Source organism: Chloroflexota bacterium (assembly GCA_011322445.1).
Classification (GTDB): Bacteria; Chloroflexota; Anaerolineae; order Anaerolineales; family DRMV01; genus DRMV01.
In genome coordinates this window covers 1-26,527 of record DRMV01000022.1, presented here as the reverse complement: position 1 = coordinate 26,527, position 26,527 = coordinate 1, and the positions used below count along the sequence as shown (strand labels likewise).

The 26,527-nt window shown below is 60.4% G+C and carries 15 protein-coding genes and 1 pseudogene; 2 read left to right on the top strand and 14 right to left on the bottom strand.

Annotated features, from left to right (window positions below; genetic code table 11):
• Nucleotides 1-5,499: 5,499 nt before the first annotated feature.
• Nucleotides 5,500-5,613 (bottom strand): annotated as a pseudogene (locus ENJ54_04430) (hydrogenase accessory protein HypB).
• A gap of 576 nt (nucleotides 5,614-6,189) precedes the next feature.
• Between ENJ54_04430 and ENJ54_04425 the strand changes: the two are divergent.
• Together ENJ54_04425 and ENJ54_04420 are read left to right on the top strand one after the other, a co-directional pair.
• Entirely contained in the window at nucleotides 6,190-6,636 is a 447-nt protein-coding gene (locus ENJ54_04425) for a MarR family transcriptional regulator (GenBank protein ID HFC09091.1), read from the top strand.
• A 21-nt stretch (nucleotides 6,637-6,657) separates the two neighbouring features.
• Nucleotides 6,658-7,125 carry a hypothetical protein gene (locus tag ENJ54_04420; protein HFC09090.1) on the top strand — a complete coding sequence of 156 codons (468 nt, stop codon included), beginning with the start codon at nucleotides 6,658-6,660 and terminating at the stop codon, nucleotides 7,123-7,125.
• Nucleotides 7,126-7,358: 233 nt separating this feature from the next.
• On the opposite strand, the gene ENJ54_04415 is transcribed toward ENJ54_04420, so the two are convergent.
• The 13 genes from ENJ54_04415 to ENJ54_04355 form a co-directional block, all read right to left on the bottom strand.
• A complete protein-coding gene (locus tag ENJ54_04415; protein HFC09089.1) occupies nucleotides 7,359-8,036 on the bottom strand; it encodes an HD domain-containing protein in 678 nt (225 codons plus the stop codon).
• A gap of 168 nt (nucleotides 8,037-8,204) precedes the next feature.
• Nucleotides 8,205-8,477 (bottom strand): hypothetical protein, encoded by a 273-nt coding sequence (locus ENJ54_04410; GenBank protein HFC09088.1) that lies wholly within the window; start codon nucleotides 8,475-8,477, stop codon nucleotides 8,205-8,207.
• Nucleotides 8,478-8,846: 369 nt separating this feature from the next.
• On the bottom strand, nucleotides 8,847-12,077 hold the full coding sequence (locus ENJ54_04405; protein HFC09087.1) for a tetratricopeptide repeat protein: 3,231 nt from the start codon (nucleotides 12,075-12,077) through the stop codon (nucleotides 8,847-8,849).
• A 199-nt stretch (nucleotides 12,078-12,276) separates the two neighbouring features.
• Nucleotides 12,277-13,170: a DMT family transporter gene (locus tag ENJ54_04400; protein HFC09086.1), complete on the bottom strand. Its 894-nt coding sequence runs from the start codon at nucleotides 13,168-13,170 to the stop codon at nucleotides 12,277-12,279.
• A gap of 6 nt (nucleotides 13,171-13,176) precedes the next feature.
• Complete coding sequence (locus tag ENJ54_04395; GenBank protein ID HFC09085.1) at nucleotides 13,177-14,022, bottom strand: carbohydrate ABC transporter permease; 846 nt, start codon at nucleotides 14,020-14,022, stop codon at nucleotides 13,177-13,179.
• Nucleotides 14,022-14,927, bottom strand: coding sequence for a sugar ABC transporter permease (locus ENJ54_04390; GenBank protein ID HFC09084.1), 906 nt, complete (start codon nucleotides 14,925-14,927; stop codon nucleotides 14,022-14,024). Before ENJ54_04390 ends, ENJ54_04395 begins: the two co-directional genes overlap by 1 nt.
• Nucleotides 14,928-15,077: 150 nt before the next feature.
• Nucleotides 15,078-16,418 carry an ABC transporter substrate-binding protein gene (locus ENJ54_04385; GenBank protein HFC09083.1) on the bottom strand — a complete coding sequence of 447 codons (1,341 nt, stop codon included), beginning with the start codon at nucleotides 16,416-16,418 and terminating at the stop codon, nucleotides 15,078-15,080.
• 245 nt (nucleotides 16,419-16,663) lie between these two features.
• A complete protein-coding gene (locus tag ENJ54_04380) occupies nucleotides 16,664-19,201 on the bottom strand; it encodes a DUF2207 domain-containing protein (GenBank protein ID HFC09082.1) in 2,538 nt (845 codons plus the stop codon).
• A gap of 18 nt (nucleotides 19,202-19,219) precedes the next feature.
• Nucleotides 19,220-19,456, bottom strand: coding sequence for a hypothetical protein (locus tag ENJ54_04375; protein HFC09081.1), 237 nt, complete (start codon nucleotides 19,454-19,456; stop codon nucleotides 19,220-19,222).
• A 189-nt stretch (nucleotides 19,457-19,645) separates the two neighbouring features.
• Nucleotides 19,646-22,048 carry a hypothetical protein gene (locus tag ENJ54_04370; protein HFC09080.1) on the bottom strand — a complete coding sequence of 801 codons (2,403 nt, stop codon included), beginning with the start codon at nucleotides 22,046-22,048 and terminating at the stop codon, nucleotides 19,646-19,648.
• 152 nt (nucleotides 22,049-22,200) lie between these two features.
• On the bottom strand, nucleotides 22,201-23,412 hold the full coding sequence (locus ENJ54_04365) for an FprA family A-type flavoprotein (protein HFC09079.1): 1,212 nt from the start codon (nucleotides 23,410-23,412) through the stop codon (nucleotides 22,201-22,203).
• A gap of 62 nt (nucleotides 23,413-23,474) precedes the next feature.
• Entirely contained in the window at nucleotides 23,475-24,887 is a 1,413-nt protein-coding gene (locus ENJ54_04360; protein HFC09078.1) for a hypothetical protein, read from the bottom strand.
• Nucleotides 24,888-24,919: 32 nt separating this feature from the next.
• Nucleotides 24,920-26,344 carry a hypothetical protein gene (locus ENJ54_04355; protein ID HFC09077.1) on the bottom strand — a complete coding sequence of 475 codons (1,425 nt, stop codon included), beginning with the start codon at nucleotides 26,342-26,344 and terminating at the stop codon, nucleotides 24,920-24,922.
• Nucleotides 26,345-26,527: the final 183 nt, after the last annotated feature.

The following is a 26,527-nucleotide window of genomic DNA, read 5'->3' as shown; positions in this document are numbered from 1 at the left end:
ATGTTTCTCGTAAGCGGCCCATTCGAGGTATCCACCGTCATGGAGAACACCGCCCGGTGGTCATGAGTGGGGTCGCCGTTGGCATCCAGGGTGCCGTCGATTTGCCCGGTAATCGGCACGCCATCCAGTTTGGTGGTATCGTTGGCGGCGTCCATCACCCGCTGAATGAAGAGCGGCTCGCCGTACAGCGAAGGCACGGTGGGGATGTCCGGCCCCAGCACGGCCCGATCGGACACCTGCCCCAGGTTGATGCCAAAGGTAAAGTTGAAGGTCAGCGTCCCCGTCACCGTCGCGCTGCCCTGGGCGGTCAGGTCCTCCAGCAGGTCGCCGGCGCTTCCCAGGTCGTAAGAAGCGTAAATCGCCGGGTCCACCGAGAGGGCAAAGGCGACCTGCCAGTTCGTGATGGTGTAGCGGAGTTCCTTGCTCGCCGAATCATATTCCCAGGTGAGGTGCGTATCGCCCACCGCCCCTTTGAGTTTGTCAGCCAGTTCCACAGCATCGGCGAAAGTCGGCGTGCCACAATCCGCACTGCCGCCCGCTCCACAGTTCGGGTAGTCTTTCAAATCCTGCCACCAAAGGGAAACGGCTTCCTGACAACTGGCGTCGTTGGGGTCGCAGGGCTGGTTGTAAAGCGCATCGAGCAATTTACTCTTGAACACCGCCCCGTAGTTGATCAACTGCCCCAGCACCGGCGGGGCCAGATGGTGCTCATGCCCGTTAGCGTCGATAATGGTCACGCCCCCCACAAAGGGAATGGGAATATTCAGGAACGGCGACCCTGAAAACTGCACCAACCACGCCGTCAGTTTGCGCCACATGCCCAGCACGGCCATCGCGTTGGCGCGATGGAAGTAGAAGAGATCGCCGAAGTTCTCAAAAGTGGTCAGGGTGTAGGTGGGCTGGGTGAAAACATGGTCGTTTTGCAGCGTCACTTTCGCGCCCGCAGGCACCGTCAACCATGTGGTGTCGCTGCCGCGCAAGGCCACGGGCAGGTCGGCTCTAAAGGTCTCGCTTTGGATGGTCTGCGTGGTGGCGTGGCTTCCGTTTTGATCCCACTGCCCGATTTCGGCCGTGGTGAAGTAACCGTTGCCATCGAGGTCGGGCGGGGCCAGGGTCAATGCAGCCTGGAAAGTGGTCTGGCCGCCCGAGACTTCGATTGGGGCAAAGCCAAAGAGGGCAGGCAGCACGTTATCACTGGGGTCGTCTTCGCGCACCAGATCCTTTCCCGAACCATCGCCCAAAGAAGCCGCCATCTCCCCGCCGTCGAGGGTAAGGAAGGCTTCCCGGTTGTTCCCGTCCGAACGATGCCAGTCGCCGAAGGTCATGGGCATATCCAGCACAGCCTCGTTCTGGAGGCGCACTTGCAGGTTGTCCCCCGTGGTCGGGTCGATGAAAGCGAAGTTCCACTCTTTCAGGCCATCGGCGGCAGAGGGGTAGAAGGTGGTGTAGGCACGCGTGGCCTTGTAATCGGCGTCGAAGTGCAGGCTGTCGTCGCACGAAGCCGCATCGCAGGTGATTTCGACCCACGTGGGTGCTGAGAAATCGGCAGGGTCGAAGGGGAACGCCGCAGGCAGGGAAGCCAGCGTCACCGCAATGCTGAGGTCGCTGCCGTTGCCGGTAATGCTCTCCAGGCGAGTTTGCACCTCAAGGGTGTTGGAGGGCAGGTCGCCCGCCGGGAACACGACGTCGGCAAGATACGTTTGCCACAGCGTTTGCAGGTCGAGGATGTTTCCCAGGGTGCGGCGCTCGTCCTCTGCACCATAGGCTGTACTGCCCACCAGCGGGAGGGTGACATCCAGATAGCCTGTGGCCTGCAGGCGCCCGCCCCATGTGTACCAAGCCACGAACAGGTCGCGCAGCGCACTGGCTTCCCCATTGCGCAAGGGCAAGATGCCATCATACAGTTCCGCTTTCTCGACATGCTGGAAAGAGACAGAGGGTGGTACTGGTACCCCTTGCATAGAGACCTTCGTTTGCCCGCTGTTGAGGCCGCTGGCAAGGGTGTAATCAATGGCAGCACTGCCCGCATCCAGGTAAAGGACGTCGTGGCCGTCCCCCCCATCGAAGAAAACGTCGGGGCTGCGCATGGCACGATAGTAAAACAGGTCATCGCCCGAGGTGCCCACGAAGTGTTCAATGTCGTTCCCCGAGGTGCCGCTGGCGTTCACGAACTCGACGAAGTCGAGACCGGTGGTGGTGTAAGCAAACACCTTTTCCTGCCCCGGCTTGTTGTCCACCACCACCCGCAGGCCAACCGTGCCCGGCACAGCGCTGAAATCCCACGTATCCTCCCCGCCGTTGTCCGCTTCCTTTACATAGTCATGCGCTCCCCAATTGGGGCCAAAGACATAGGTGTCGTCCCCGCTCTTGCCGTCGAGGGTATCGCTTCCGGGGCCGCCCTTGAGGACATTGTTCCGGTCGTCGCCGGTGAGCGTGTCGTTCCCACTGCCGCCGGTGACGTTCTCGATCTCGCAATAATTACCGACGCTATCGGCATACAGTCGGTCCGTGCCAATGCCGCCGACGCCGTTCTGGGTGGCTTCTACATAGTAATCCCCCGTCGTGGTATCCTGTTGAATATCCGACAAATCCACGCTGAACCCGACGGCATCCTGGGTTTCGGAAAAGGTATCCGTGCCATCGCCGCCGTAAATCGCGTCGTTCCCCGGGCCACCGCTGAGGGTGTCATTGCCGGCCTCGCCGTAAAGTTTATCGTTCCCCGAGCCGCCGTCGAGGGTATCGTCGCCGTCGCCGCCGTAAACCACGTCGTTCCCCACATCACCGCTGAGGGTGTCGTTCCCGCCGTAGCCGTAAATGGTATCGTTGCCACCATTGCCCTGGAGCATATTGTCGCTGCCGTCGCCCTCCAGCGTATCATCATTGCTGCCGCCGATGGCATTTTCGAAGTTCGACACCCCATTCTGCGCCCCGCCGGCCACGTTCACGGCCTGTCTCGTCGTCAAATTCACCCAGACCGTCGTCGTGTAAGCGCTGTAATTCAGCGTGTCCGATCCATCGCCGCCGTCCACTGCCCCGCTGATTTTCCCTCCATCGCCCAAAACGATGGTGTCATCCCCGCCGTTGCTGTAGATGGTGGCCGTTGCCGTCACGCCGCCATCAACCTGGAAGGTATCGTTCCCGCTGCCTGCCTGGAAGGTTTCCACGCCCTGAATACCGGCAGAATCCCCCGCGCCGTCGGAAAGCGTTGCGGTCGTGCTGGCAGTGAAGCGCAGGGTGGTGTTCACGGTGACCGCCAGCCAGTCCACTGTATCGCTGCCGCCGCTATCTACAATCGTATCCGTTCCCCAACCCTCGGCGAGGAAGTACGTGTCGTCGCCTCCCCCTCCTTCCAGATCATTTGCGCTGTCGTTGCCGGTAATCTCGTCATTCCCGTTGCCCCCTGTGACATTTTCGATGGAAGAAATCCCTTGCTGAACATTCGTGGCCGTGCCTTGCATCAAATTCACCACCACGGTGGTATTGTAGGCGCTGTAATCCAGGGTATCGGTGCCGTTGCCGCCGTCCAGCGAGCCGCTCAGGCTGCCGCCCGCGCCCATCACGAAGGTATCCGCGCCGCTGCCACCGCTCAAATCTTCGATGGCTTCGAAAGCGAAACTCCCCGCCATGCCTCCATCCGCCCCGGTGATCTGCCACGTCAAACCGCCGTCAGGGCCGGTGAGGTGGTCCACCTGGGCGCTGCCAATCACGCCGTCGATGCCGTCGAAGCCGCCCCCCAACGCCGTCACCGTGCCGCGGAAGCCGCCAGTTCCCAGGGCCAGAAGCACCATCGCCACGGCGGCGCTGTAATTGCCAAAATCCAGCGTATCGGTGCCATTGCCGCCATTCACCGCGCCGCTCAGGCTGCCGCCGCTCCCGATGGTGAAATCATCGTTGCCGCCGCCGCCCGTCAGGGTTTCCACATCCTGGAATGCGGCGACCTGCGCCCCGCCCACGGAAAGCGTGCCCGCGTTCACCGCGGTCACCCCCCAGGCTGCATCCAGGTTCGGCCCCACGAGCGTGTCCGACCCGCCGCCGCCGTCCAGCGCGCCGCTCAGGCTGCCGCTGCTCCCGATGGTGAAGGTGTCGGCGTCGCTGCCGCCCACGAGGTTTTCCACCCCTGTAAAGGAAAGCACGCTGTTCAGCGTCCCCGTATCGGCTCCCGTAATCTGCCAATCGTTCACCCTGTCATACGCCGTGAGCGTATCCGTGCCCGCCCCGCCCTGCACCTGGAAACTGGTCAGATTCGCGGCTCCCAGGTCGCTTTCCAGCGTCAGGCTATCGTTGCCCGCGCCCAGCGCCACCGTCACCGTCGACACATTATAGAAAGTCACGGCTTCGAAAGGCGTGCCGCCGTTCACCGTGCCGTGGATGCGGTTCTCGCCCGCCGCCGGACTATCCACAGCGAAGGCGTCCACACCGGCGCTGCCGTTCACCGTCAGGCTGGCGACATCGTGCACCGTGACCGGTTCCAGGTTGGCAAAGTTCACCGTGGCGTTGGCTGCTGTGACCGTGCCGACACCCGAGGTGTTGGCGGCGGGGGTGTAGGTCGCTGCGTCGGTGTTCCTCCCCGTCACCGTCAGGCTGTCGCCGGTGGTCTGGCTTCCCCCGTTGTAGTTCACCGTGCTCGTAGCATCGCCCTGCTGTTCCACCGTGAGCGCATCATCGCCGTCGCCGCCGTTCACCGCCACCGCGTTGGTCGTCGTGTTGCCGCCCTGGAGTTGCACCGTGACGTGGTCGTCGCCCGACGAGCCGTTGACCGTCACCGTGGCGCCGTTGGCGACCACGGTGTGCGCATCGTTGCCGTCGCTGTTCTGCACCGCTACCGTCACGTTGTCGCTCGTGTTTTGCACGGTCAGCGTGTTGGATACATTCGTGGCTGCGTCCTTCCCATCGGAAACCACGGTCACGGTATTCGTGGTCGCATTGCCGCTGACATTGTCCAGCGTCACCGAGGCATTCTGCACCGTAAGGGCATTGCTCACCGTGGCATTTTGAAACTGCACGTCGGTGCTGTTCTGTACCGAGATCGTCCCCTTGAGCACCAGGTTGAGGAAGGTCAACGTCGCGCTGACGTTCTGCACCGAAATGTCGGCGTCCAGCGTGGTGGTACCGCCGCTCGCCCCCTCCAAAGTCAACGGGAAATCAATGTCTTGCAAGGTCAGCGAAGTCTCAGTGAACTCGCCGGCCTCGATGTTGATGGTGTCATTTTGAATCGTATCACCGTTGGCTTTTTGCGTTTTAGCCCCATCAACTGCAGCCTGCACTGGGGTGGTCGTTGTGGTACAGGTGCTCCCCGTCGGGGCAGTGCTGCAATCGGTTTCATAGGCATAAGTGGTGGAATTCCCGCTTGCGTCTGTGGCCGTAAAGTAAGGATCCTGTCCCCCCGTTCCTGCGGCGCCCGCGTCCCCCTCTGTTGGCCGGGCCTCGCTCGTGGCGACCGGCGTGGCCGTGGTTGCCGGTGCTGCCGTGACTGTTGCCGTGGCGGGTGGTGGCGGCCCTGTCGCCGTGACCGTTCCGGTGGGTGCAGGCGTCGCCGTGACCGTGGGCGCTGCAGTGACAGGCGAGGTCGCCGTGGCCGTCACCGCTGGGGTGGTCGTCGGCGTCACGCCCGCTGTCGGCATGGTCGTTGGCGTTGACGTTGGCGTATCCGCCGGGGGCGCCGCCTCATCTGCCCCCGAGGTCGCCATGACCGTCGCCGTCGGCGCAGGCCCTTCGGCATTGCTCGGGGCAGGCGTCGCACTCGGGGTAGAGGTTGCTGTTCCCGCTTCAAAAGCCTGGTGGCTGTATCCCCCCGTATTAAACGCAGCAACCCTCCCGCTCGTCGCCGCAAGTGCCGTTTGCGGCCGAGCCAAGAGGGCCATCATTACAAGCCCCATGATGCCAAACCTGGCAAGCCAAGATCGTCGAGAGAATCTCATTAAGGGCCCATCAACCTCCGGAATCGACTTTACGACATAAAGTATATAGCCCTTTAGTCCTATTGTCAAGGAGACCGTTTCCAGGGTGACCGTGCCAAATCGGGTGGAAAAGTTCAGTACGTGGCCAAACGCTGACAGACCACCTCTTCCCCTGAGCCAAAACGGGAGTATAATTTAGATAGCCTAACTAACATCGCTTGCGGCTCAGTGCGCGGCCGAAAAGTGTGATCTCCCCCTCATACTATGAGCACCACCTCAGAAGAGCCTCCCCATGAACATCGAAGATCGCTTTCTCCACCTGCTTTACCGCCTGCGCACCCTGGGGGCAGAAGCCCCGCCCTTCGAAGCCTTCCAGATCTCACCCGCGCAACTCATGCTCTTGAGCTGGATTGCCGACCACCCCGGCTGCCACATTCAAAACGTGGCGACCGGGCTGGGGCTGACCTCGCCCACCGTCAGCGTGGGGCTTCGTCGGCTGGAGCAAGGCGGGCTGCTGCGCCGCGAGCCCGACCCCACCGACAAACGGGCACGACGTCTTTTCCTCACCCCACAGGGAGAGGCCCTGTATCAGGAAGTCCTGGCATTCCGCCGTGCCAAAGCGCGCCAGTTCCTCAGCGGGCTGACCGCCGCCGAGCAGGAAACCCTGCTCGCCCTTTGGGAACGCGCCCTGCACGCCGCGGAAGCCAGTTCGCGCAACCCTTCCCATTTGTCCACCTAACCCTCTTTTCAGGAGAGCACCATGTCTGCACAAAGTTTAGCCATCATTTCTTTCTTGCACGACCTGTTTGCCGTCACCTGGATCGGCGGGATGATTGCCATCGGGATCACTTTCCGCCCCACTGTGGTTCAGGTATTAGGCCAAACACCGCAAACCAAAAAAGTGCTCAGCACCATGCAAAAGCGCCAAAGCATTTTGGCCTACATCAGCATGGTAGGGCTGGCCATCACCGGCGCTTTGATGGCAAAGCATTCCCCGCACTTTCTGGGGCTTTTCCACTTCGGCAACCCTTACGCCAACACCCTCGCCACCAAACACATCTTCGTCATCGTCATGGTCATCATCGCACTGGTGCGGACGCTGGTGCTGAGTAAAGGGCAAGCCACGCCCCAGCGCGCCAAACTCAGCGCCACCTTGCTTTACATCAACATCGCGTTAGGCATCGGCGTTTTGCTTCTCAGCAGCTTTGGCGCGGCCCTGGCTGGATAGAGGCTGCTTATTTTCTTCCTTCTTCCTTCTTCCTTCCTCCTTCCCCAACACAGCATAAGGGTGAGGCACAAGGCCAACGGCCCAAGAAAGGAAAGCACCAAAGGCGCGAGAAAGCGGAGCAGGTTTCTTCTGCTCCGCTTTCTTCGTTACACTTTCCCCACACAACCAACCTAATCCATTTTCACCTTCAGCTCACCGTCGTACCCCTCACATTTTTCGACCTGGTAGAAACTTTAACCTTGCAACCCTTGCCGCCACAGGCGGATATACAGTTCTACCAAATAGGGGTCGAAAAGAACACCTGCGTTGGCCTGCATGTAGCGGACCACGCGTTCCCGCGGCCAGGGAAGACGATACGGGCGCTCGCTTTGGAGGGCATCCCACACATCAACGACGGCAAAGGCTCGCGCCGCCAGCGGAATCTCACCTTCTTTGAGGCCAAAGGGATAGCCACTCCCATCCCAGCGCTCATGATGATAGAGAGGGATTTCTACAATTTCGGCCGGCAGGAAAGCGGCTTTTTCAAGAATCTCTCGCGCCAGCAGCGGGTGACGGCGCATCACGCGCCACTCCTCTGCCGTCAACGGCCCCGGTTTGTGGAGGATGTTATCGGGCACGGCCACTTTCCCAATGTCGTGCAACAGTGCTCCCCAGCGCCAGATACGCAGCGTCCACTCATCAAGGCCCAACGCCCGGCCGAGAGCCACGGTCGCGCGCGCCACGCGATGGGTATGGTCGCTGGTTTCCAGATCGCGGACGTGCAGCGCCGCCACCCACCCCTGCACGAAGAGGTCTGTCAGGTAGGCCCGGAGAACACCCCCACCCTCATCCAGGGCCAACCTCAGACGAGCCCTTCGCTCCGCATCTTCCCCCACAACTGCCTGTAAAGAATTTGTGGGCACCATTTCCATCGCTCCGTGTGCGTCGTGAGGCCGCGGTCCCGGCGTGTTTCCTCTGCGGTGCTCGGGAAAGCGATGCGCACCCACCCAAGGCTCCAACGGGGAAAGGCTCGTCAGACTATTTGCATCTACTACCCCTACCTTTGAATGCGCCCCAGGAAGGCCCACTACACCGCTCTCTCAGGCTGCGCCCACCGCCTGGTAAGCCGCCGCCACAGGCATGTCCATTGCGGGCGCGGGCACTGGCGCTTGCTGTTGATGCATCAACGCGTGAAGCTGCGCGACAAACCCATCCAACGTGGCCGCCCGGGCATGTTCCAACACCCAGCGTTCTTCCTCGCCCAGAGGGAATTCGCGCAGGACCTGGTCGGTCTGTCCCGCCAACAGGGCCTGGCAGAAACGCTCATCCATCAAAGCCCGGGTCACAATGGCGTTGAGGGTTAGTTTGCACATTGGGAGCCTCCTTGTCGAGGTTGCCGTTAAACGCCATGGCCGCCCGGAATCAAAACCCCTTCTGCCCAAGCGTAGTGCTGGGGAATAAGCCAGCTGGCCAGCAGCGCCAACGCGATCACCACCACCCGCAGCAACGCCCGCCGACGCGGGTCAGCCAGCGCCATCATCGTCCGATTCATCACATTGTTCAACATGAGAAACCTCCTTAGTTCAAGCCACCGAATGACGCTCTCCACGTCATCACCGAATTCTTGCCTGCATCTTACCCCTTACTCTATGAACAACCCTCTGAACAAATAAAAAAACCGCCTTGAGGCGGTCTGTACGCGTCACCATCTTCCACATCCGGCTTCCCCCTGGGTGTGCCCTCTACCCTAAGGACTCGACAAAACGTTGCAATGCCTCATCCGGCTCAACCCCCAACTCCTTTTTCAAACGGCGGCGGTAATCCCGGTAGTAGGCTCGCGCGCGGGAAGGCTTTCCCATGGCCGCGAGGCACTGCAAACGGTAAAGATGCCAGCGGTCGTTATACGGCTCCGTTGCCAGGGCAGGCTCAAGCCACGTCAGGGCTTCTCGCCACGCCCGCCGGCGCATGGCGTCTTCAATCAGCCACGCCAGGGCTTCTCCATAGCGGCGCTGCAATTCATAGCGCCGATCACTCACCCAGGGAAAGTCCATATCCTCCAGGAAATCACCGCGGTAAAGCCGCACCGCCTCCGCCAACAAGCCCCGCTGCTTCTCCACTTCGGTGAGGCGGGCAGCCTCTTGCAGCAGTTGTTCAAACGTCGCGACGTCATAGCGCACCTGCAAATTAGGATGCAGGCGGTAACGCCCCTCTTCCACCTGAATGAAATGCTTATCGCCCAACGCTCGCCGCACCCGCCACAAGGTAGCATGCAAATTGCTATTCACCTTTGCCAGCGAGAAATCAGGCCAAAAAGCCAGCGCAATTTCCTCTTTCCGCACCGGGCCGCGGTCGAGGATGAAGAAAAACAGCGCCCGCGCCCCCATTGCCCGCCATGCCGCGCGAGAAATACGCGCCTCGCCAAGCCACACTTCCCCCACCCCAAAACCATGCGCCACCAAAGGCGGCCAGGCAACCTGCTGAGGGGCTTCCAGCGCGAGGGCTAAGGGCGGCTGCCCCAGGCGCACCAACTCTTCCAAAACAGGATGCGACAGGCGCGCAGACATCTGACGGAAAAACGCCTGCAACCGGCGCGCTTCCACCCGCAGGAAGTGGACATACCCCAAATGGGCCACCATTTCCAAAGCGCGCTGCAACAAACGCAGGGGGCGCTCGGTTTCCCCCTGATCGGCCAACAATGCTGCCGTCAGCAACAAGATGCGCGCCTCGTCTTCCTGCAAAAGGCTCTCGTCGCGCGGTTCCAAAAGCGGCAACAGTGCGGCCAAAGCCGCCTTGTCGTCGCCCAGCAACCAATACAACCGCCCCTTCCAGGCCGCATACCACGCGCTTTCCTCAGAACGCCCCAACAACACAGCCGCCTGTCGCAAGTGCTCGAAAGCCATGGCAAACTGACCACGCGCAGCCCACAGTTTTGCCATTCCCCGATGGGCCGCGGCGAGGAAGTCAGCCGACTGACTTTGTCGCGCCACAGCAAGCGCTTCTTGAAAGGTCTTGTGGGCCTCTTCCCACCGCTCTTCTTCGTAGTAAATTTCCCCAATGCCTGAAAGTACGGCCGCCAGGTTAGGAGAGCCTTGCTTACGCGCCGCATCGGCGGCCTCTAAATAGGTGCGCAGCGCCATTTCCTGCTGTCCGCTGCGGTGGTACAGAAACGCCAGGTTGTTCAGCACGGCGGGAAATTCCACCGGGTTCAAATGATGCTCACGCCATAGATCTCTCACTTCACTAAAGGCACGCAACGCATCACCTAAACGGCCTTCCTGGAAATAGAGCACCCCCAGGTCTTGCAAAACCATCGCCAGGTTGTAGGCCTTTTCCTGCCGCTCGCGTGCCGTCTCTCCGCCCAACGCGCGCAGATCGTGCACCACGCCTTCTAACTTCTTCAACGCCTCCCTACGCTGCCCCAAATAATAGATTGCCAGGGCCTCTACCCGTCGCGACTGGGCAAAGCGCAGTGCTTTTTCCCAGAGCCCTTCCCCCAGTTTGCTCAGTGCTTCGCTGGCACTGCGGGCCAATTGCGCTGCCCGGGCATAGTCGCGCTGCATGTAGGCGTTCAGTCCCTGGGCTTCCAGAAGGTTAGCCCAAAGCAAGTCATCGTGCTGCTGTTCCAGCACCGGCCGCGCCAGCGCCAGCAGCGCATCGCTATCGGCAAAGCGTTGTTGATTGCCTAACGCCTTGGCATGGTAAAGCAGCAAGCGCGGCGCGCGTGGGCGCAGGTCCACCGGCTTCTCCAACGTTGCCACCCACTGGGCCAACAGCTCCAAGTGACCATTCAAAAATGCTTCCCGGGCTGCCGCATCCATCCATTCGGCCGCGCCTTCCCGATCGCCAGCCGCCAACCGATGAGCCACCGCCCGCTCGACATCGCCCCGCTCCCAAAACCACCGCGCCGCCCGCGCATGAAGCGCCACCCGGCCCTCTCGAGCCTCTGCCTGCAAGCGGCTCTGCAGAAAATCCGCAAACAATTGGTGATACCGATAAACCGCGCCTTCGCGCGTATCTACCCGGGTGACGAACAAATTGCGATTTTCAACCTCCCGCAAATAAGCCGCCGCTTTCGGCTCCTGCAGCACTTCCTGACACAGCGGGGCATCGAACTCGTCGAAAAGGCTGGTCTTGAGCAAAAAATCCACCAGATAGGCCGGCAGATGCCTGAGAACTTCTTCCGCCAAAAAAGCGTACAGTTCTTCTCGCTCACCGTGAATGAGAGGAATATTGCCCTCGGTGCGCAGGCGAATAGCCAGCAGCATCGCAATGATCCACCCATCGGTACGGGCAGCCAGATCAGTGGCATAATCCAACGGCAGGTCGACGTCATAAGCCAGCCGCGCCAGGGCCCGCAACTCCTCCGCCGTAAAGCGCAGATCTTCAGGGCCTATCAGGCCAAGTTCATTTCGCAGGTAAAGGCGGGTGGTAGGAATGCCATACACACTGCGCGAGGCAATCAGCAAGCGCACCTGGTCGGGCAAATGCTCCAGCCATGCTTCCACAAAATCCACCACCTCTTGCTGTTCCCCCACCAGGTGGTAATCGTCAATCACCAACAGCGTAAAATCATCCACGTGCTCGGCGAGCAAGTTGTTCAACCACCCCGCCAGGGCCACCGGGTTTTGAGCCGGCAGCACGCCTTCCAGCAAATCGGCAAACACCTCCCGCATCTGCGGGAAGACCTGCAGGAAAGCCCCTGCGAGGTAGCGCACAAAGCGCCGCAGGTCTCGGTCCTCGGCGGTGATGTGATACCACCCTACCCTGGCAGGCGCTTCAGCAGCGAAGTCTACCAGCAGGGTTGTTTTGCCAAAACCCGCAGGGGCCGTAACAAACGTCAGGCGGCGGTGGAGGTTCTGGTGCAACCTTTCCACCAACCGGGCGCGACGCAACACACCCGGAGGCCGACGCGGCACCTGGATTTTGGTGAGGAGCAGAGGAAATTCCTCTGAAGCGGGGGTCCGGTTCGCCATTTCACCTACGGGGGGTAAATGTTTATGACCACAGCCAGCCTAAGCGTAGACGAATTTGCGAAAAAAATCAAGTCGAAAGCCCTCTACAAAAAACCCCCTCCTCCGGCCAGCAGTAAAGCCACCCTTCAAATAGCCTTCACGCGCCTCCGTTTCCCGGCGACACCCCTCCCAGCCGTAGGTTATCGCGCCGGCCATGCTTTCAGCCCGCCCCGCCTGCCACGTCGTCGGCCGTGGCTTCCCATTGGGAAATTACCATGCCCGCGAGCATCAACGCCGCCCCCACCAGGCCGCGCCCGCTCACGCGTTCCCCCAACAACACCACACCGCCCAGCAGAGCAAACACCGCCTCAAGGCTCATGATAATGGCCGCGTGAGCCGGCAAGGCGTATTGCTGGGCCACCACCTGAAGCGTATAGCCCACGCCCACCGAAATCAGCCCACCATACAAAATCGCCCACAGCGCCCCCTGCAAGCCTGCAAGCGTCACGCTTTCCCAGTCCGCGGCCACCACGCCGCTGAGCAGCGCCACCGCGGCGAATTGCAACGCAGCCAGCGTCAGGCTATCGTGGGCGACCGTCCACCGCCCCACCAAAATAACGTGCGCCGTCCAGAAAAAGGCACTCATCAGCACCAGCAGGTCGCCTTTTTCCATCTGCCACGCGCCGGTAACGCTCAGCAGGTAAAGGCCCGCGGCAGCCAATCCTGCCCCCAGCCATACTTGCGCGCCGTGGCGTTCTCCCAGCAGCAGCGCCCCCGCCAGCGGCACCAGCACCACATACAGCCCTGTGATGAAGCCCGCCTTCCCGGCGGTGGTGTAAACCAAGCCCACCTGCTGAAACGAGGAAGCCACAAAAAGCACCAGCCCCAACACCAGGCCGCGCTGCACGCTGGCTCGCGGCAAAGCAAGCCGCGCAGCGCGGCCCCGGCGGAAGCGCACGATAAACCCTAACACCACCGCCCCCAACGCAAACCGCACCGCGTTGAAGGTAAAGGGGCCAATGTAGTCCATCCCCACACGCTGGGCCACAAAAGCCAGCCCCCACACCGCGGCGGTGATGAGCAAAAGGCTGTTAGCAAGCCAGCGGCGGGACATCAGCCGTTATTTCAGCCCAGAGTGCAGGAAACTGCGGATGAACTGCTTCTGGAAAATCAGGAAGAGGAGGAACAGCGGCGCAATCACCGTGATCGTCGCCGCCGCCAGCAACGGCCAGCGCGCCCCAATTTCGCCCAACTGCGTAAAGCGCACCAGGCCAATCGTCAGCGGGCGCGAGCGGTTGGTCAAGGTGACCACCAACGGCCAGAGAAACTCGTTCCAGTGCCAACTCACCGAAGAAAGGGCAAACGCCACCAGGGTGGGCACCGAGGGCGGCAGATAGATATGCCACAACAACTGCCACCACGAACAGCCATCCATGATGCCCGCATCGACCAGGTCGCGCGGCACCTCCAGGAAAGCCTGCCGCATGAGGAACGTGCCGAAAGCCGAGCCAAAATAAGGCAACGCCACTGCCAGCGTGGTGTCGAACAGCCCCAGTTTGCGGATGGTAGAGAAGTTAGGCACCAAAAGCGCCGCCGCGGGAATCATCAATTGCAGCAGGATGAAGAAGAAAATCGCCTTCTTGCCCCAAAATTCCTGGTGGGCAAAAGCAAAGCCCGCCAGCGTGATCGTAATCAACTGGGCAATTAAAATCATCCCCACAATGATGATCGTGTTGCGGTAGTAAATTCCAAAGGGGGCCAGCGACCATGCTTTGAGGTAATTCGCAAAGGTCAGCGCATGGCCGAACCACACATCGCCGCGCCCCAGCGGCTCGCTGGAAGGCCGAAACGACACCACCACCGCCCAGACGATGATAGAAGCCCATCCCGCGGCCAGCACCGCCGTGAGCACATTGAGGAACACATCCGTCAAACGTTTGCGGAGTTTTGCACTGCTTACGACCATCATGCCCCCTCCCGCTCAGAAAGCACAAAGTTTGTAATCGTAATCGCCAGCATAATCACGATGAGCACCACCGTCAATGCAGAAGCCAGCCCGACGTTTTGGTCTTCAAAGCGCACCTGCCACAAGTAATACAACAACACCGTGCTGGCACCACTGGGGCCGCCTTGCGTCATCACGAAAATATGGTCCACCACCTGGAAAGCATCAATAATCGCAATGGTGGAAACAAAAAGTGTCGTGCGGCGCAGCAGGGGGAAGGCGATCTTCCACAACTGGGTCCACCAGCTGGCCCCATCGAGGGAAGCCGCCTCGAAGACATCTTCTGGCAAATTTTGCAGCCCGGCGAGGTAGAAAATCATCAAATAACCGGCGTTCTTCCACACGGCCACAATCATGACAGCAAGCAAGGCGAGGTGGGGGTTCCCCAGCCAGTTTTCAGGGCCGTGGTAGCCGAAGGTTTCCAGGAAAGTATTGAAAAGCCCATAATCAGGCGTAAAAAAGAACATCCAGATAGTCGCGGCGCTCACCATAGGCAAAATGGTGGGATAGAAAAAACCCAAACGCGCCAGGCCAATCCCCTTCACCGCCCGGTTGACCAGCAAGGCAAACAGGAAAGCCAACACAATGCTCGCGGGCACGGTACCAATCACATAAATAGCCGTGTTTTTCAGCACCTGCAGAAAATCGGGGCTGGTGAAGAGCTCTTTATAGTTCTGTAAGCCAATGAAAGTGGGCGTGCGGAACTTGGCAAAATTAAGATACTGGCGAAAGAAACTCATGTAAATCGCCTGCACCGTGGGCCAGGCGGTGAACACCAGCACAATCACCAGCGTGGGAGAAATCAGTAAATAGGGCAGCCACTTGGGGGCTTTGCGGTGGGAAAGCGGAGGGGCAGCAGCAGACATGGCAGGCTCCGGGAAAAACGACCGACTGCACCGACGAGCACAGCACCCAGAAAAAAACAGCGTCCATCGGCGCGCATCGGTGGACGGAATGACACATAGGGGCGAGGTGGCGCCTCGCCCCTATGGTACGGATTAGACTTCAAACGCACACTACTTGAACATCTCCAGCGCCTTGTCGGCTTCCTGCTGGGCTTTCTGCATGGCCTCTTCAGGCGTCATCTGGCCGTTATAGGCTGCCTGCAGGTACTTGTGGAAGATGTTGCGCACCTTGCCCAGGTTCATGCACGAAAGTTCCGCGCCAGCGTACTGCAGCATATCCTTCAACTGTCCGGCCTGCGGCACCTTCTCGATGTAGGCTTTCATCGCATCGGTTTCGTAGGCGCTCTTGCGGGTAGCAATGTAGCCCGTCTGGATGCTGAAGTCGGCGGCATACTTGGGCTGGGTGACGAATTCGATGAACTTCCAGGCGGCCTGCTGCTGCTCAGGCGTCGCGCCCTTGAGCATGTAGAAATTGCCGCCGCCGGTCACGGTGGCGTAAGTGCCGGGCTCCTTACCAGGCACGGCCATCACGCCCACCTTGAAGTCGGCCTGCTTGAGAATGCCGTTCAGGCTGCCGCTGGAATGCACGATCATTGCCGCGGCACCCGAAGCGAAATCGGCCGGCGCGTTGCCCCAGTTCTTCTGCACGCCTTCGGGCATCGCGTGGTATTTGTGCGAGAGGTCGATGTAATACTGCACGGCCTCGATCACCTTCGGGTCGTTGAAGACCACCTCGGTGGGCGATTTCACGATGTTCTGGCCATTGCCAATGGCCAGCGGCTGGAACAGCCAGTAAGGCCAGCCAGAAGGCCATTCGATGCCCCAGCGCTTGTCGGGGATAGTGAGTTTCTGGGCGGCTTCTGCCAGCGCCTGCCAGCTGTCGGGCGGCTTGATGCCTTCCTGCTCGAACAGGTCGGCGTTGTAGTAAAGCGTCACCACACTGCGCTGGAAGGGAATGCTCCAGATCTTGCCGTCGTACCTGGAATTCGCCAGGAAGGCCGGGAAGAAGTCGTTGATGTAGGCATCGCCATTGGGCATGGCCTTGATGAAGTCGTCCAACGGGACGATGTAGCCAGCGTTGACCAGGTCGTACAGGTCGGCAGCGAGCATCACGGCCAGCACCGGCGGCTTCCCGCCACCCTCAATGGTGGTCTGGATGGTAGTCTTGACATCGCCGTAGCCCCCCGCGAACACCGGCTTCACGGTGATGTTGGGGTTTTCTTTCTCAAATTCGGCAATATAGCCATTGAGGATTTTGGCAATCGGCGCGTCCACCGCCACGGGGTAATAAACCTCAATGGTGACGGGCTTCGCGGGCGCTTCCGTGGCCGCAGGCGCTTCCGTGGCCGCAGGGGCCTCGGTGGCTGCCGGGGCCTCAGTCGCCGCCGGGGCCTCAGTGGCTGCGGGGGCGGGCGTCGAAGTGGCCTTCGAACCGCACGCCGCCAACGCCATACTCAGCACCAACAGCAGCGAGACAAGGACGAGCACTTTGTGCTTCAAGGACATGGTCATACCTCCATCGTTGGGGTGCGCACTTCTGCCAAAAAAGGGCAAAGTGCATGGGGCAATTATACCCCCTTCCATAGGGCAATTGCCATCCCTGCCCTGCCTCGCGAGCCACGCTTGCAACCTGCAACCTGCATCCTGCATCCTGCATCCTGCATCTTGCCCCCTGCACCTTGCATCTTGTCTTTGCCTCACTCCCCAAACCCGCTCGAACCGCCGCCGCTGCCGCCACCGCCGGAGAAAGTGCTGCCTCCCCACGACGACGAGCCTCCAAAGCCGGAAGAGGAACTGCTACCGCTGCTGTTGTAGCCGCTGCTGCCGGAAGAAGGCGTCGAAGGCGCTGTAGCCGCGTTCAGCGCCGAGAAAACGCCATTCGCCGCGGCCTCGAGGGCGGCAAACACCGCGCCCGCGGCTGCATTCAGCGCATCTGTGGCGGAAACGGTCACTCCGCCCTCCGATGGACTGGACGAGCGGCCCGCCGCCGATGCCGCAGCAGGCAAATGCACCCATGCAAAAGACGCCGAAGCCGCAGCAGGCGGCCGGGCCTGCAAGCGGCGCCACAAACGTGGGCCCAGCCCAAAAGCCGTGGCATAAGCCAGCGTCTCGTCCAAGGTATCCTGAGACAAGGCCGAAGGGCGAAGCCAACGCAGCCACAGCCCCAGACGATACGCCCGCCAGCGGGCCGCCGCGCGCCATCCTCCCCACGTGCGCGGCGGAAGACGTCGGGGCAGCCACCATTGCACCACCAACATTCCACCCAGCAGCACCGGCCAGAGAAGGTAAATCTTCTGCTCTTCTGCGGGCGCATCAACCAACAGACACCCGCCCACGAAAACGAACCCCCACACCCCTACCGCGAGGTTCAAAACCCGGCGAACCTTCGCCCGAATATGCCACGGCCAGCGGAACCAGTGTCGGTTTCCCAGGGCCTCGATTTCAAGCAGGCGCACCACCTCATCCCAGCCCACCTCCAGGCGCCTTTGCGCCGTCGCCAGAGAGCAAGAGCGTTTCTCGTCCCCCGGGAACAAAGATTCCAAGACCGCCTGCTCATAAGGCAGCAAATGCACATCGGCGTCGCGCAGCCGTCGCCAGCGGTAAGTTCCTCCCCGATGTTCCAGGCGCAGATACCCCTTTCGGGCCAGATCCCACAACGTTGCCAGCACGTGGCGCTGTAACACCTGCCGGTCCAGCAGCACCCCCACCAGCGCCGGGGGCAGCGCCTCGGGGGGAGCCGATTTAGGCCAGGGCCACGGCCAGAGGGGCGGCTCCAGCAGGAACAGCAACACAAGCAAAACCACCACCAGCAACACGAAGGGGGCGGTCAACAAGCCAATTTTGAACAACCGCTGATGATAGGCTGCAATCCTGGCCTGCTGGCGTTGCTGCCAGGCCGGTACCGGCAGGGCCAGCAGGGCCCCGGGCCAGGAAGCCTCAATAGCCAGCGAAGTGCCCCCAGGCGTTGCCCCGCCGGCCCAGCGAAACCACCAGGTGCCATCTTGCTTCCAGGAAGGAACATCCCACGGCGCTTTTCCCGCCCACAGCGTCGGCTGGGCGGTGGTCTGCAGGGCTTCCGAAGGTAAAGCCAGCCCCACCTCGACTTTCTGACTCGGCCAAGGGGGGAAGAGGGAATCAACCAGCGTCAGGTGCAGTTGATCTCGCTCGCCCTGGGCCACAGCCCCCCATACCGTGTAAGTGAAGGTAAAGGTGTGTGTGGCGTCATTCGTCTCAGGGAAGTGCCACACGGCTTCATACCGCCTCTTCCCCCCCAAGAGGCCGCTATCGTCACTCATCGTCAGCGCGCAATCCTCCCCGAAGGGGTCGTCCACCCACGGGCACGGCTGCCCATCCATGCTCAGCCCCCAATCGGTGATGCGGTCGAGCCGGGTTTGGGGCAACGTGCGAGTGAACTCGGTGAAAGGCCCCGAGACGAAATGCAACCGCCAGGTCTCGGTCACCCGCACCCGCCCATCGGGTTCCAGGCGCAGGAAAGCCTGATAGACTTCAGGGCGCACCCAACGCATGGCTTCCCGCTGCCAGGCTGGCGACGCAGCCTGCACCGCGCCGTGGGGCCAGGATACCCCAATCTCCCACCGCTCGCCGGGGGCCAACTTACGCGCATGGAAAACAACCGTGCGCTGATCGGGAAAGGTCACTTCATCGTCCGAGGGTTCCTCCCCTCGAAAGGTGGCCGTCTCCAGCCGCCCAGGGGGGAAAGCCGCCGGCAAGTGCACCGTGGCCCGGGCATCTCGGATGGAATACCCCCTATCGGCCTCGATGAAAGCATAGAAAAAGCGATCCCCTTCTTCCGCTACCCACAACACCCCGTGCAGTGTATAGCGAAGCGTAAAAGTTCGGGTGGCGCTGTGCGTCTCAGGAAAGCGCCAGACCACCCGGCTCTCGGTGCCGTCGTCTTCCACCCAAAAAGTGTAGGGAGCGGCCTCGGCCGCGCCTTCCACTTCACGATAGGTTTGCCCGTCTTCGGCTATTTGCCAGTCACTCACCCCCTCCAGGCGATAGTAAGGAATGCTGCGGAAAGCCTTCCGAAACGGCCCACCCCGAAAGCGGACTTCCCAGGTCTCCGTCACCTCCACCCGTCCATCGGGGCGGATGAAGAACTCACCCTGGCGCCGCAGCACCTCGACCGACTTGCCGCCGCACCCCGCCAGCAGCAGTGCCAAAGCCAGGAAGAAGCCCAGCAACCATCCTCGGGAACGCCTTCCATGCCTCACGGCTCACTCCTCCCTCCCCTACGAGAGCAGCACAAGCCACAACCCCACCATCACGGCCAGCCCGATCCCTACCAGCGCCCCCAGCACCTCGAACACTGCGCGCAGGGCGGCCGTATGCCGGCCAGTGCGCAAATAAGGCGCCCGGCTCTCGGCCCACACGGACCAAAAGAGCCCTGCCGCGGCGAGCACGACGCTGAGCCCCCCCACCCAGCGCGCGGCAGGCGACAGGCGCTCGCGGGCTACCAGCCACGCCAACAGGAAGCCCCCCCCACCGTCACGACAGAGAGAAAGGCTTCGAGCAGAGGCGACCAAGGGCTCATATTTTTACTATAGCATAAGTTACAAGATGCAGGATGCAAGTTGCAAGATGCAAGATGCAAGTTGCAAGATGCAAGTTGCAAGTTGCAAGTCGCATCCTGCATCCTGCATCTTGCCGCGCCCCACTCAGGGCCTCTTCTCAGGAATCGGCACCAGCATCACCGGACGGGGGCTGTGGTGCACCACCCGCTCGGCGGTTGACCCGAGCAGCACGGCATCCATCCCACCGTGGCCGTGGGACGACATCAGCACCAGGTCCACGTCGCGTTCCTCTTCCACCTTGAGGATGGTTTCGTCGGCCTCGGTGCCGGTGACAAGCACTTCCGTGGGTAGGCCCTCAGCCGTCAACACCCCTGCCACCGCGCGCAGATAGGCGCGGGTTTCGACCTCAGCCTGGGCGCGCAGTTTGGCAACCACATCGGCCATCGTGCCATAAAGCGCGGGGTCAGGCACTTCCGGAATCCCCAGCAAGATGAGTTGGCTGCCAAACGCCTCGCCCAACGTGCGGGCATAAGGCACCACCCGCTCGGCCCATTCCGAGCCATCGAGGGGCACCAGCAGCCGCTGGAAGCGGAAGGCCGGCTGCTGCCCTTCCCTCGCCGGGCGGAAGACCAGCACGGGGATGTTCGTCAGCTGCAGAATCTTGCTGGCTTTGCTGCCCAAGAACCAGCGCCGGAAGGCCGACTTGCTGTGCGTGGTCATGACGACCAGGTCAATGTGTTCCTCCGCAGCCAGGTGGTTGAGCACGTCGGCAATCGGGCCTACACCCACACGCGTGGTCACCGGCACGCCACGGGCTTCCAGCCGCGCGGCCACGCTTTCCAGGTAAGCCGCCTTCTCGGCGCGCACCCGCGCGAGCGCCTCTTGGGCCTCTTTATCCCTGGCCTGCGGCGGCCGCGTGCGAATAACCGAGACCAACAACACGCTCCCGTCAAAATGTTCCGCCAACAGCGCAGCCAGTTCCACCGCCTGCTCGGCATACGCCGTGCCCCCCAGGGGCACCAGAATACGTTTCAGGGAGACCGTTTCCCGCCAGCGGGCCACGCGTTCCGGCGCGGCTTCCCAGGCCTCAACCTGGGGCAGCGGCGTGACCAGCGGCCGCGTACTGCCGCCGCCAGGGGAAATGGTTTCCAGCGTCCACATAGCCTCTTCCAGGCGCCCCAGTTGCTCTTGCAGGGGCGAAGGCGGGCCGAGTTTCTTCCGGTAGTAAGTGAAGATGAAATAAAGCACAGGGATGAAAATGAAATAAGTCCACGCGCCCCCTTTGAAGCGTTCCACAAAAATAATGACCGTCGCCGCGGTGGTCAGGAAGGCAGCGATCACCGTGCCCACCAGCGTCGCCGCGTGCGAAGAGGTAAACTCGACCTTCAATTCGCGTACCAGCCGCTTGGTGGCCGCCCAGCCCGTCATGCTGAGCAAAATGAACACGCCAGCGGCATAGATGGAAAGGTAAGTTTCTTCAGCCGTGCCGATGAAGAGGAAACAGAGGGAAGCAATGCCAACCTCGATCCATACAGGCACATCGGCCACGCCATGCTTGTTGCGCCGCCCAATCAGGTCGGGGACGTAACGGCGGCTTTTCAAACCCAGGGCCAGGTTTTGCAGCCCCTGGGCGCTGGCCGCGCTGGCGGAAAGCAGCACGGCCACCCCAATGAGCGTGCCCGCATAGGCCAGCCAGGGCGGCAGCAGTTTGTCCATCGTTTGGGTAAAAACCGAAACTTCAGGGTTGGTGGGGTCGGCCAGGTGGAAGATGGCCGGGCCGGTGATGAGCATGGTCACGGCAGCCGTGCCCATGATGATCAGCAGGCTGCCAAAGGCCTTGCGGCTTTTTTCTTCGGGGGGGCCTTCGTAAGCCGCGACCAGGTTGGCAAAGACTTCGATGCCGGTCATAACCGCCAAAATGCGGGCGTAGCCGGCGAGGGTATAGTGCAGGTAAGGACCGGTAAACGCCTGCAAAGAAAAATCGGGGAGGTGCAGGCCGAGTTTGACCACCGTGGCGATGTTCATCGCCCACAGCAGGGCCAGCACAGCCGCGGTGGCAGGGCCAAAGATGGCGGCTGCCACCTTCGGCCCACGGTTGACCGCCCAGCCGGTGAAAATGCTCAGCGCGACGGCTACCAGGGCGCGGTAGTCCCAAAACAGGAATTTGTCGTTGAGCATGGGCAGGCGGTCGGCGATGAAGGTCACCAGGGCCGCCATACTGACCAGAAAGGTAAGGGTGTATTCCACGAAGGTGATGCCGGCGTTGATTTTGACCGCCCAGCCGCCAAATTCCTCTTCGGTGAGGCCGCTGCCGCCGCTGCCATCCGTGACCCAACGCATCACCAGGCGATACATGGCCGAGACCATCGCGATGGTGAACACCACCAGCCAGACGCTGGCACCAAAGGTAACTTCAGCAACCCCCGCGACGACGATGAGTTTGAGGAAAGGCCCAAAAACATACAGCGGCGAGGTTGCCGGGTCACCACCGCCCGCCAGGGCACCCTCGAAAGCATTCGACAACTTCCGTGAGACCGAAACGGCCACAATCACACCTCCACAAGAGCAAAAAAACGCCCCACCCGCCGACCGCAGCCGACGCGCCGGGCGTCTTTCCGGGGCCCAGCCAGGCGCTCAGGCGCTCGCTCGACCCACTTCACGCTGCCATAACCCCGCCTCACGGCGGGAAAATATCGTCCCTATGCTTCGGCTTCCAGCAGCCGCGCCACCGCGGCCTGGAGTTTCTGCCGGTCGTCTGCGCTCAACTTGCCGCGAAATTCCACCACGTCGACAAGGTTGTAAGCGCTGCCTTCGAAGAGGCGCGCCGCCTCCTTGCCTGCCGCCCCCGCCCAACCATAAGCCGCCAGCAACATCAACGGCTTGGCGTAGTCGGCTTTGTGGATGATTTCCTCAATCAAGTGCTTCATCGGCAAATACATGCTGCCTTCGTAAGTCGCCGTGCCCAGAATGACCGCCTGGGCGTCGGGCAACTCCCCCAAGAAGTCGGAAACTTCATCATGGTGGTCGTCCACATACCGATAGACCACCGGGGAAAGCCCTCGCTCGCGCAACAAGCCCAAAATGTAATTGATCGCCTCTTCCGCGTAGCGGTACATGGAAGTGTAGGCCACGACCACTTTACCCGGCGTGGGGACGCCTTCGGCCCATGCCACGTAGCGGTCGATGATGCGCTGCGGATCATGCCGCCACAACAAGCCATGCGCTGGCAACACCATGCGAGGCTGCACCCCCAACGCCTTGAGACGCGGCAACTGCTTGATGACATGCGCTTTGTAGTGCCCCACCACGGTGGCAAAATATTTGCGCGCCATAGGGAGAAAAACGCTCACATCCGCAGGGTCATCATCAAACACGGCTTCCGGCGTGCCAAACCCGCCCAAGATATCGCCGGTCAGCAAATAGCCCTTCTCAGGGAAATAGGTCACCATGGTCTCAGGCCAATGCAGCCAGGGCGTGAGGTAGAAAACCATCCGCTCGCCGCCAAAGACCAGTTCGTTGCCATCCTTCACCGTGTGGAAGGTGGGATTGAGGCCATACATACTGGTCAGCAGGCGCCTGGTGAAAGCATGGCCCCATACTTCCGGCCTGCCTCCCGTGGCTTCCAACACCGCGGGCAGGGCGCCGCTGTGGTCGGGTTCCATGTGGTGAATGACAATGTGTTTGATTTCCTCAGGGGAAACCAGTTCCCACAGCGCCTTCAAGTAGTCGTCGGTAAACGTCGCTTTGACCGTATCGAACAAGACCGCCCCTTCAGGCGTTTTCAGAACATAGGCGTTGTAAGTGATCCCCTCGGGAATATCCCAAACGCCTTCAAAATATTTGCTGCTGCGGTCGGTCACCCGCAGCAGATACATGGCGTCGCCTAATGCCACGGTCTGCACTGCGCTCATGTGTACCTCCGGCGCGCTGGCGCCCTCCAAAATAGCGCCTGGGGAAACCCAGGCCAACCCGATTATACCCGAATTTGGGGGCCAGAAGCATTCACAATAGCCGCCCTGGCTTTATAGCCTCCCGCCGAAACGTCCCCACTATCCAACGCCAAACTCCCGGTGCGATAAATCACCACCCCATCAGGCGACAAAATCAAGTGCCGCTGGCTGGCCGGCACTGACCCTGGAATCAACGACCGAATCACCGTTCCCCCACCCGTTGAACCGGCGTAAACGTCACCTCCAACCACCTGCCACCAGGCCGACCGCCGTTGGGTAAAGAAGAAGTTGTTACCCGCACTGGGTGAAGTTACTCCCGTCTGGGTCGGACAACCGCCTCCACAACCTGTCCCCAAAGGCCCAGTCGAACAAATATAACCGTTGGGAATGGTCATGTCTAAAGTGTAGCTTCCCCCCGGCGCCCCAATGCTAAACTGGCCGTCGCTCCCCACCGAATCGCTGTAACTGGTATTCCGCAAACTGGCCGTCATCCCCCCACCAAAATTCGACGGCTGGCTGGTTGAACAACTGTTGTTCTCATCCAAATACACCGTTCCACTTACTTCCCCCTCCAAATCAAACCAAGAAGGGTCTGCCGTATTACCATAGGATTCATTCATGGCCATCACTGTCCAATCATATTTATGTCCTGCCGTCAAACTCACCGAACAACTGGTGGCCGTAATTCCGCTGCAATTGCCCACCAAAGTGCTGCTATCCGTCACCAAACCATCTCCGGGCGTATCATCCTGTTCAACATACACATTATATTTTTCCGTCCCGTTACACGAATTCCATTCGCTTGGCGCCTGCCAGGTCAAAGTCACCGTCGCCGGACTGCTCCCCGCTGCCACCACTTCTCCATTGGTCGGTGAAGTAATAGCCGGCTTGGTTGGCGCCCCAGGCGTACAACCTGTCGGCGTTGGCGTTGGCGACCCTGGCGGATTGTCATTCCCACACCCCGACCCATCAGGACAATAAAAACAACAACTCACCGGCGTGCCATAAGCATCTACACAAGTGCAAACCTGCGTCTGGTCATTGCACACCAAACATAGGCCATCGGCATTATTTTCATCAGCTACACAATTATTATATGCCGTATCCCAATGACATCCAGAACCAAACCCACACTCAGCCTTTGATGTATCGCTTGGATCTTTATAAACACACTTTTGGCTGGTAAACGAACAATTGTTTGGCGGGTCATACCAAACCCCACAACTCTCCGCCGCGCAATACACCGCTCCATCTGCCGCCGAACAAGTGTCCGCTTGAACTTTATCAACCTTTCCCCACCCCGCCACCAAAACCACCACTAAAACCACCCAAAAAACCTTCCTCAATCCTGAAACCCTCAACCATAAACCATAAACTACAAACCACGAACCAACAACTAACAACCATGAACTATGAACCATCAACCATGAACCCATATCTCCACTATACCAAACCCCACCGCTTTCCTCTACTTTTTCAAGACACTATAGTCCCATGGATCCTCACCATCTCCATCAAAAGTCAACATTACCGGTATAACCGCAGGTGTTTCCTCCCATTCCTCTTTTTCTCCTGTTGCCAACTCCCTCAGGGGATTTTTACCCACCTCTGCCTGCATCACCTGCTTATCGGTTGACAACTTATACCACCAACTCTTCTTCAGATTCTCAAACCACTCTCGCATTCCCTTGCTTGGTTGCCTGTCTGTCTCGGGCTGTTTACCTTCTAACCAAGGTAAATAAACTATGCTCACATCATCCATATACATCTTCTTTCCCACATTCTTCGGATTGTCAAATAGGGCTTCCATCTTACTTGGATCATCAATAGGTAAGTGATAGCCAGTTTCCCACCCCCCAATTACTCCTTTAGAATCTAACACTGCAGCATTTGACATCCCATATAATCTTCCAACAGTATCCCACCACCGACCATTTTCATCATAAAAACCGATTACCACCGGCACTACCATCAATCTTGGCTCGCCTGTTCTCACCCGGCTTCGGTCACGCACCGGAAAGCCAGCAAAAATGGCTAAAGCATCTACTTCTTTGCCCCCATCCATCTCTACCCGTAACCAGCCTGTCCCCATATTCATTGGCCTCGCAAAGGCAAAACCCACAAAATGGGCTTTATCAAAAGTGTCTACATCATGCTGCCGCAAACCAAAATCAACATAATACTTACCACCATGATTTTCAATGAAATCTGTCACTGCCTCTTCCACATTGGTATAACCTTTGAGCGTCAAAAATCGCTCTACCACTTCCACCCTAACTTCCGGGTCAAACCCGCTATAAGGCACTTTTTCCCACGCCCCTTTCTTTTCATCCCATTGCCACCAATGCCCATCCTCACCTCTAACCACCTTGCCCCAGCGCTCCAGTTCTGCCACCTCTTTTACCGCTAACACCTCTTCCCCACCCTTGACCGCTTTTTGGGTGTTTTCCAGGCCCAGCAATCCTTGCAGGTTCTCCATCTTGCTCGCGTCTGGCACCTGACGAATAGCATAAGTCTGGCCGGTTTCCGCGCTCGCCCAAAATACCGCCCCGTTCCCGGCTTCCACTCGATAGACTTGTCCCAATTTCGCCGGTTCAATCCCCAAATCCTTGGCTAACTGGGTTACTTGCTCCGCTGTAGCGGGGGCGTAGGTGGGGTTGGTGGACCAGGCGGCGCGCAGTTGCCCGAGGAGGTCGCCCAGGCCCGCGGGCAGGGGCGTCGGCGAAGGCGTTGCCGTCGGCGTCGGGGTGGCCGTGAGCGGCTGCGGGGTGGCGGTGGGCTGGGGTGTGGGGCTGGGCAGGGCCGCGGGCGCAGGCGTCGGTGCGGGCGCGGCGCAGGCGGCCAGCAGCAGGGCGGCAGCAAAGAGCACGAGCAAAGCGGTCAGGCGGCGCATGGGTTTCCTCCCGTGGGTTCAAGCCGGGCGGTGGTTCAGCGCGTTGACTGACAAATCTCACCTGGATGGTTCTCGCATTTAATCTCTCCCTACCCCCGCTCTTGCAACGCAGTAGCGTTTCCAGAGCCGCCCTCTTTACCCCACCCCCATCCCCTCCCCGCATGCGGGGAGGGGAGCCAGGGG

Coding starts and splice junctions, on each gene's coding strand:
- ENJ54_04405 (HFC09087.1), bottom strand. CDS start 12,077: ATGGCGAACCGGACCCCCGCTTCAGAGGAATTTCCTCTGCTCCTCACC.
- ENJ54_04420 (HFC09090.1), top strand. CDS start 6,658: ATGTCTGCACAAAGTTTAGCCATCATTTCTTTCTTGCACGACCTGTTT.
- ENJ54_04385 (HFC09083.1), bottom strand. CDS start 16,418: ATGGCGTTGGCGGCGTGCGGTTCGAAGGCCACTTCGACGCCCGCCCCC.
- ENJ54_04425 (HFC09091.1), top strand. CDS start 6,190: ATGAACATCGAAGATCGCTTTCTCCACCTGCTTTACCGCCTGCGCACC.
- ENJ54_04410 (HFC09088.1), bottom strand. CDS start 8,477: ATGTGCAAACTAACCCTCAACGCCATTGTGACCCGGGCTTTGATGGAT.
- ENJ54_04390 (HFC09084.1), bottom strand. CDS start 14,927: ATGTCTGCTGCTGCCCCTCCGCTTTCCCACCGCAAAGCCCCCAAGTGG.
- ENJ54_04360 (HFC09078.1), bottom strand. CDS start 24,887: ATGGGTTCATGGTTGATGGTTCATAGTTCATGGTTGTTAGTTGTTGGT.
- ENJ54_04415 (HFC09089.1), bottom strand. CDS start 8,036: ATGGAAATGGTGCCCACAAATTCTTTACAGGCAGTTGTGGGGGAAGAT.
- ENJ54_04365 (HFC09079.1), bottom strand. CDS start 23,412: ATGAGCGCAGTGCAGACCGTGGCATTAGGCGACGCCATGTATCTGCTG.
- ENJ54_04355 (HFC09077.1), bottom strand. CDS start 26,344: ATGCGCCGCCTGACCGCTTTGCTCGTGCTCTTTGCTGCCGCCCTGCTG.
- ENJ54_04400 (HFC09086.1), bottom strand. CDS start 13,170: ATGTCCCGCCGCTGGCTTGCTAACAGCCTTTTGCTCATCACCGCCGCG.
- ENJ54_04395 (HFC09085.1), bottom strand. CDS start 14,022: ATGGTCGTAAGCAGTGCAAAACTCCGCAAACGTTTGACGGATGTGTTC.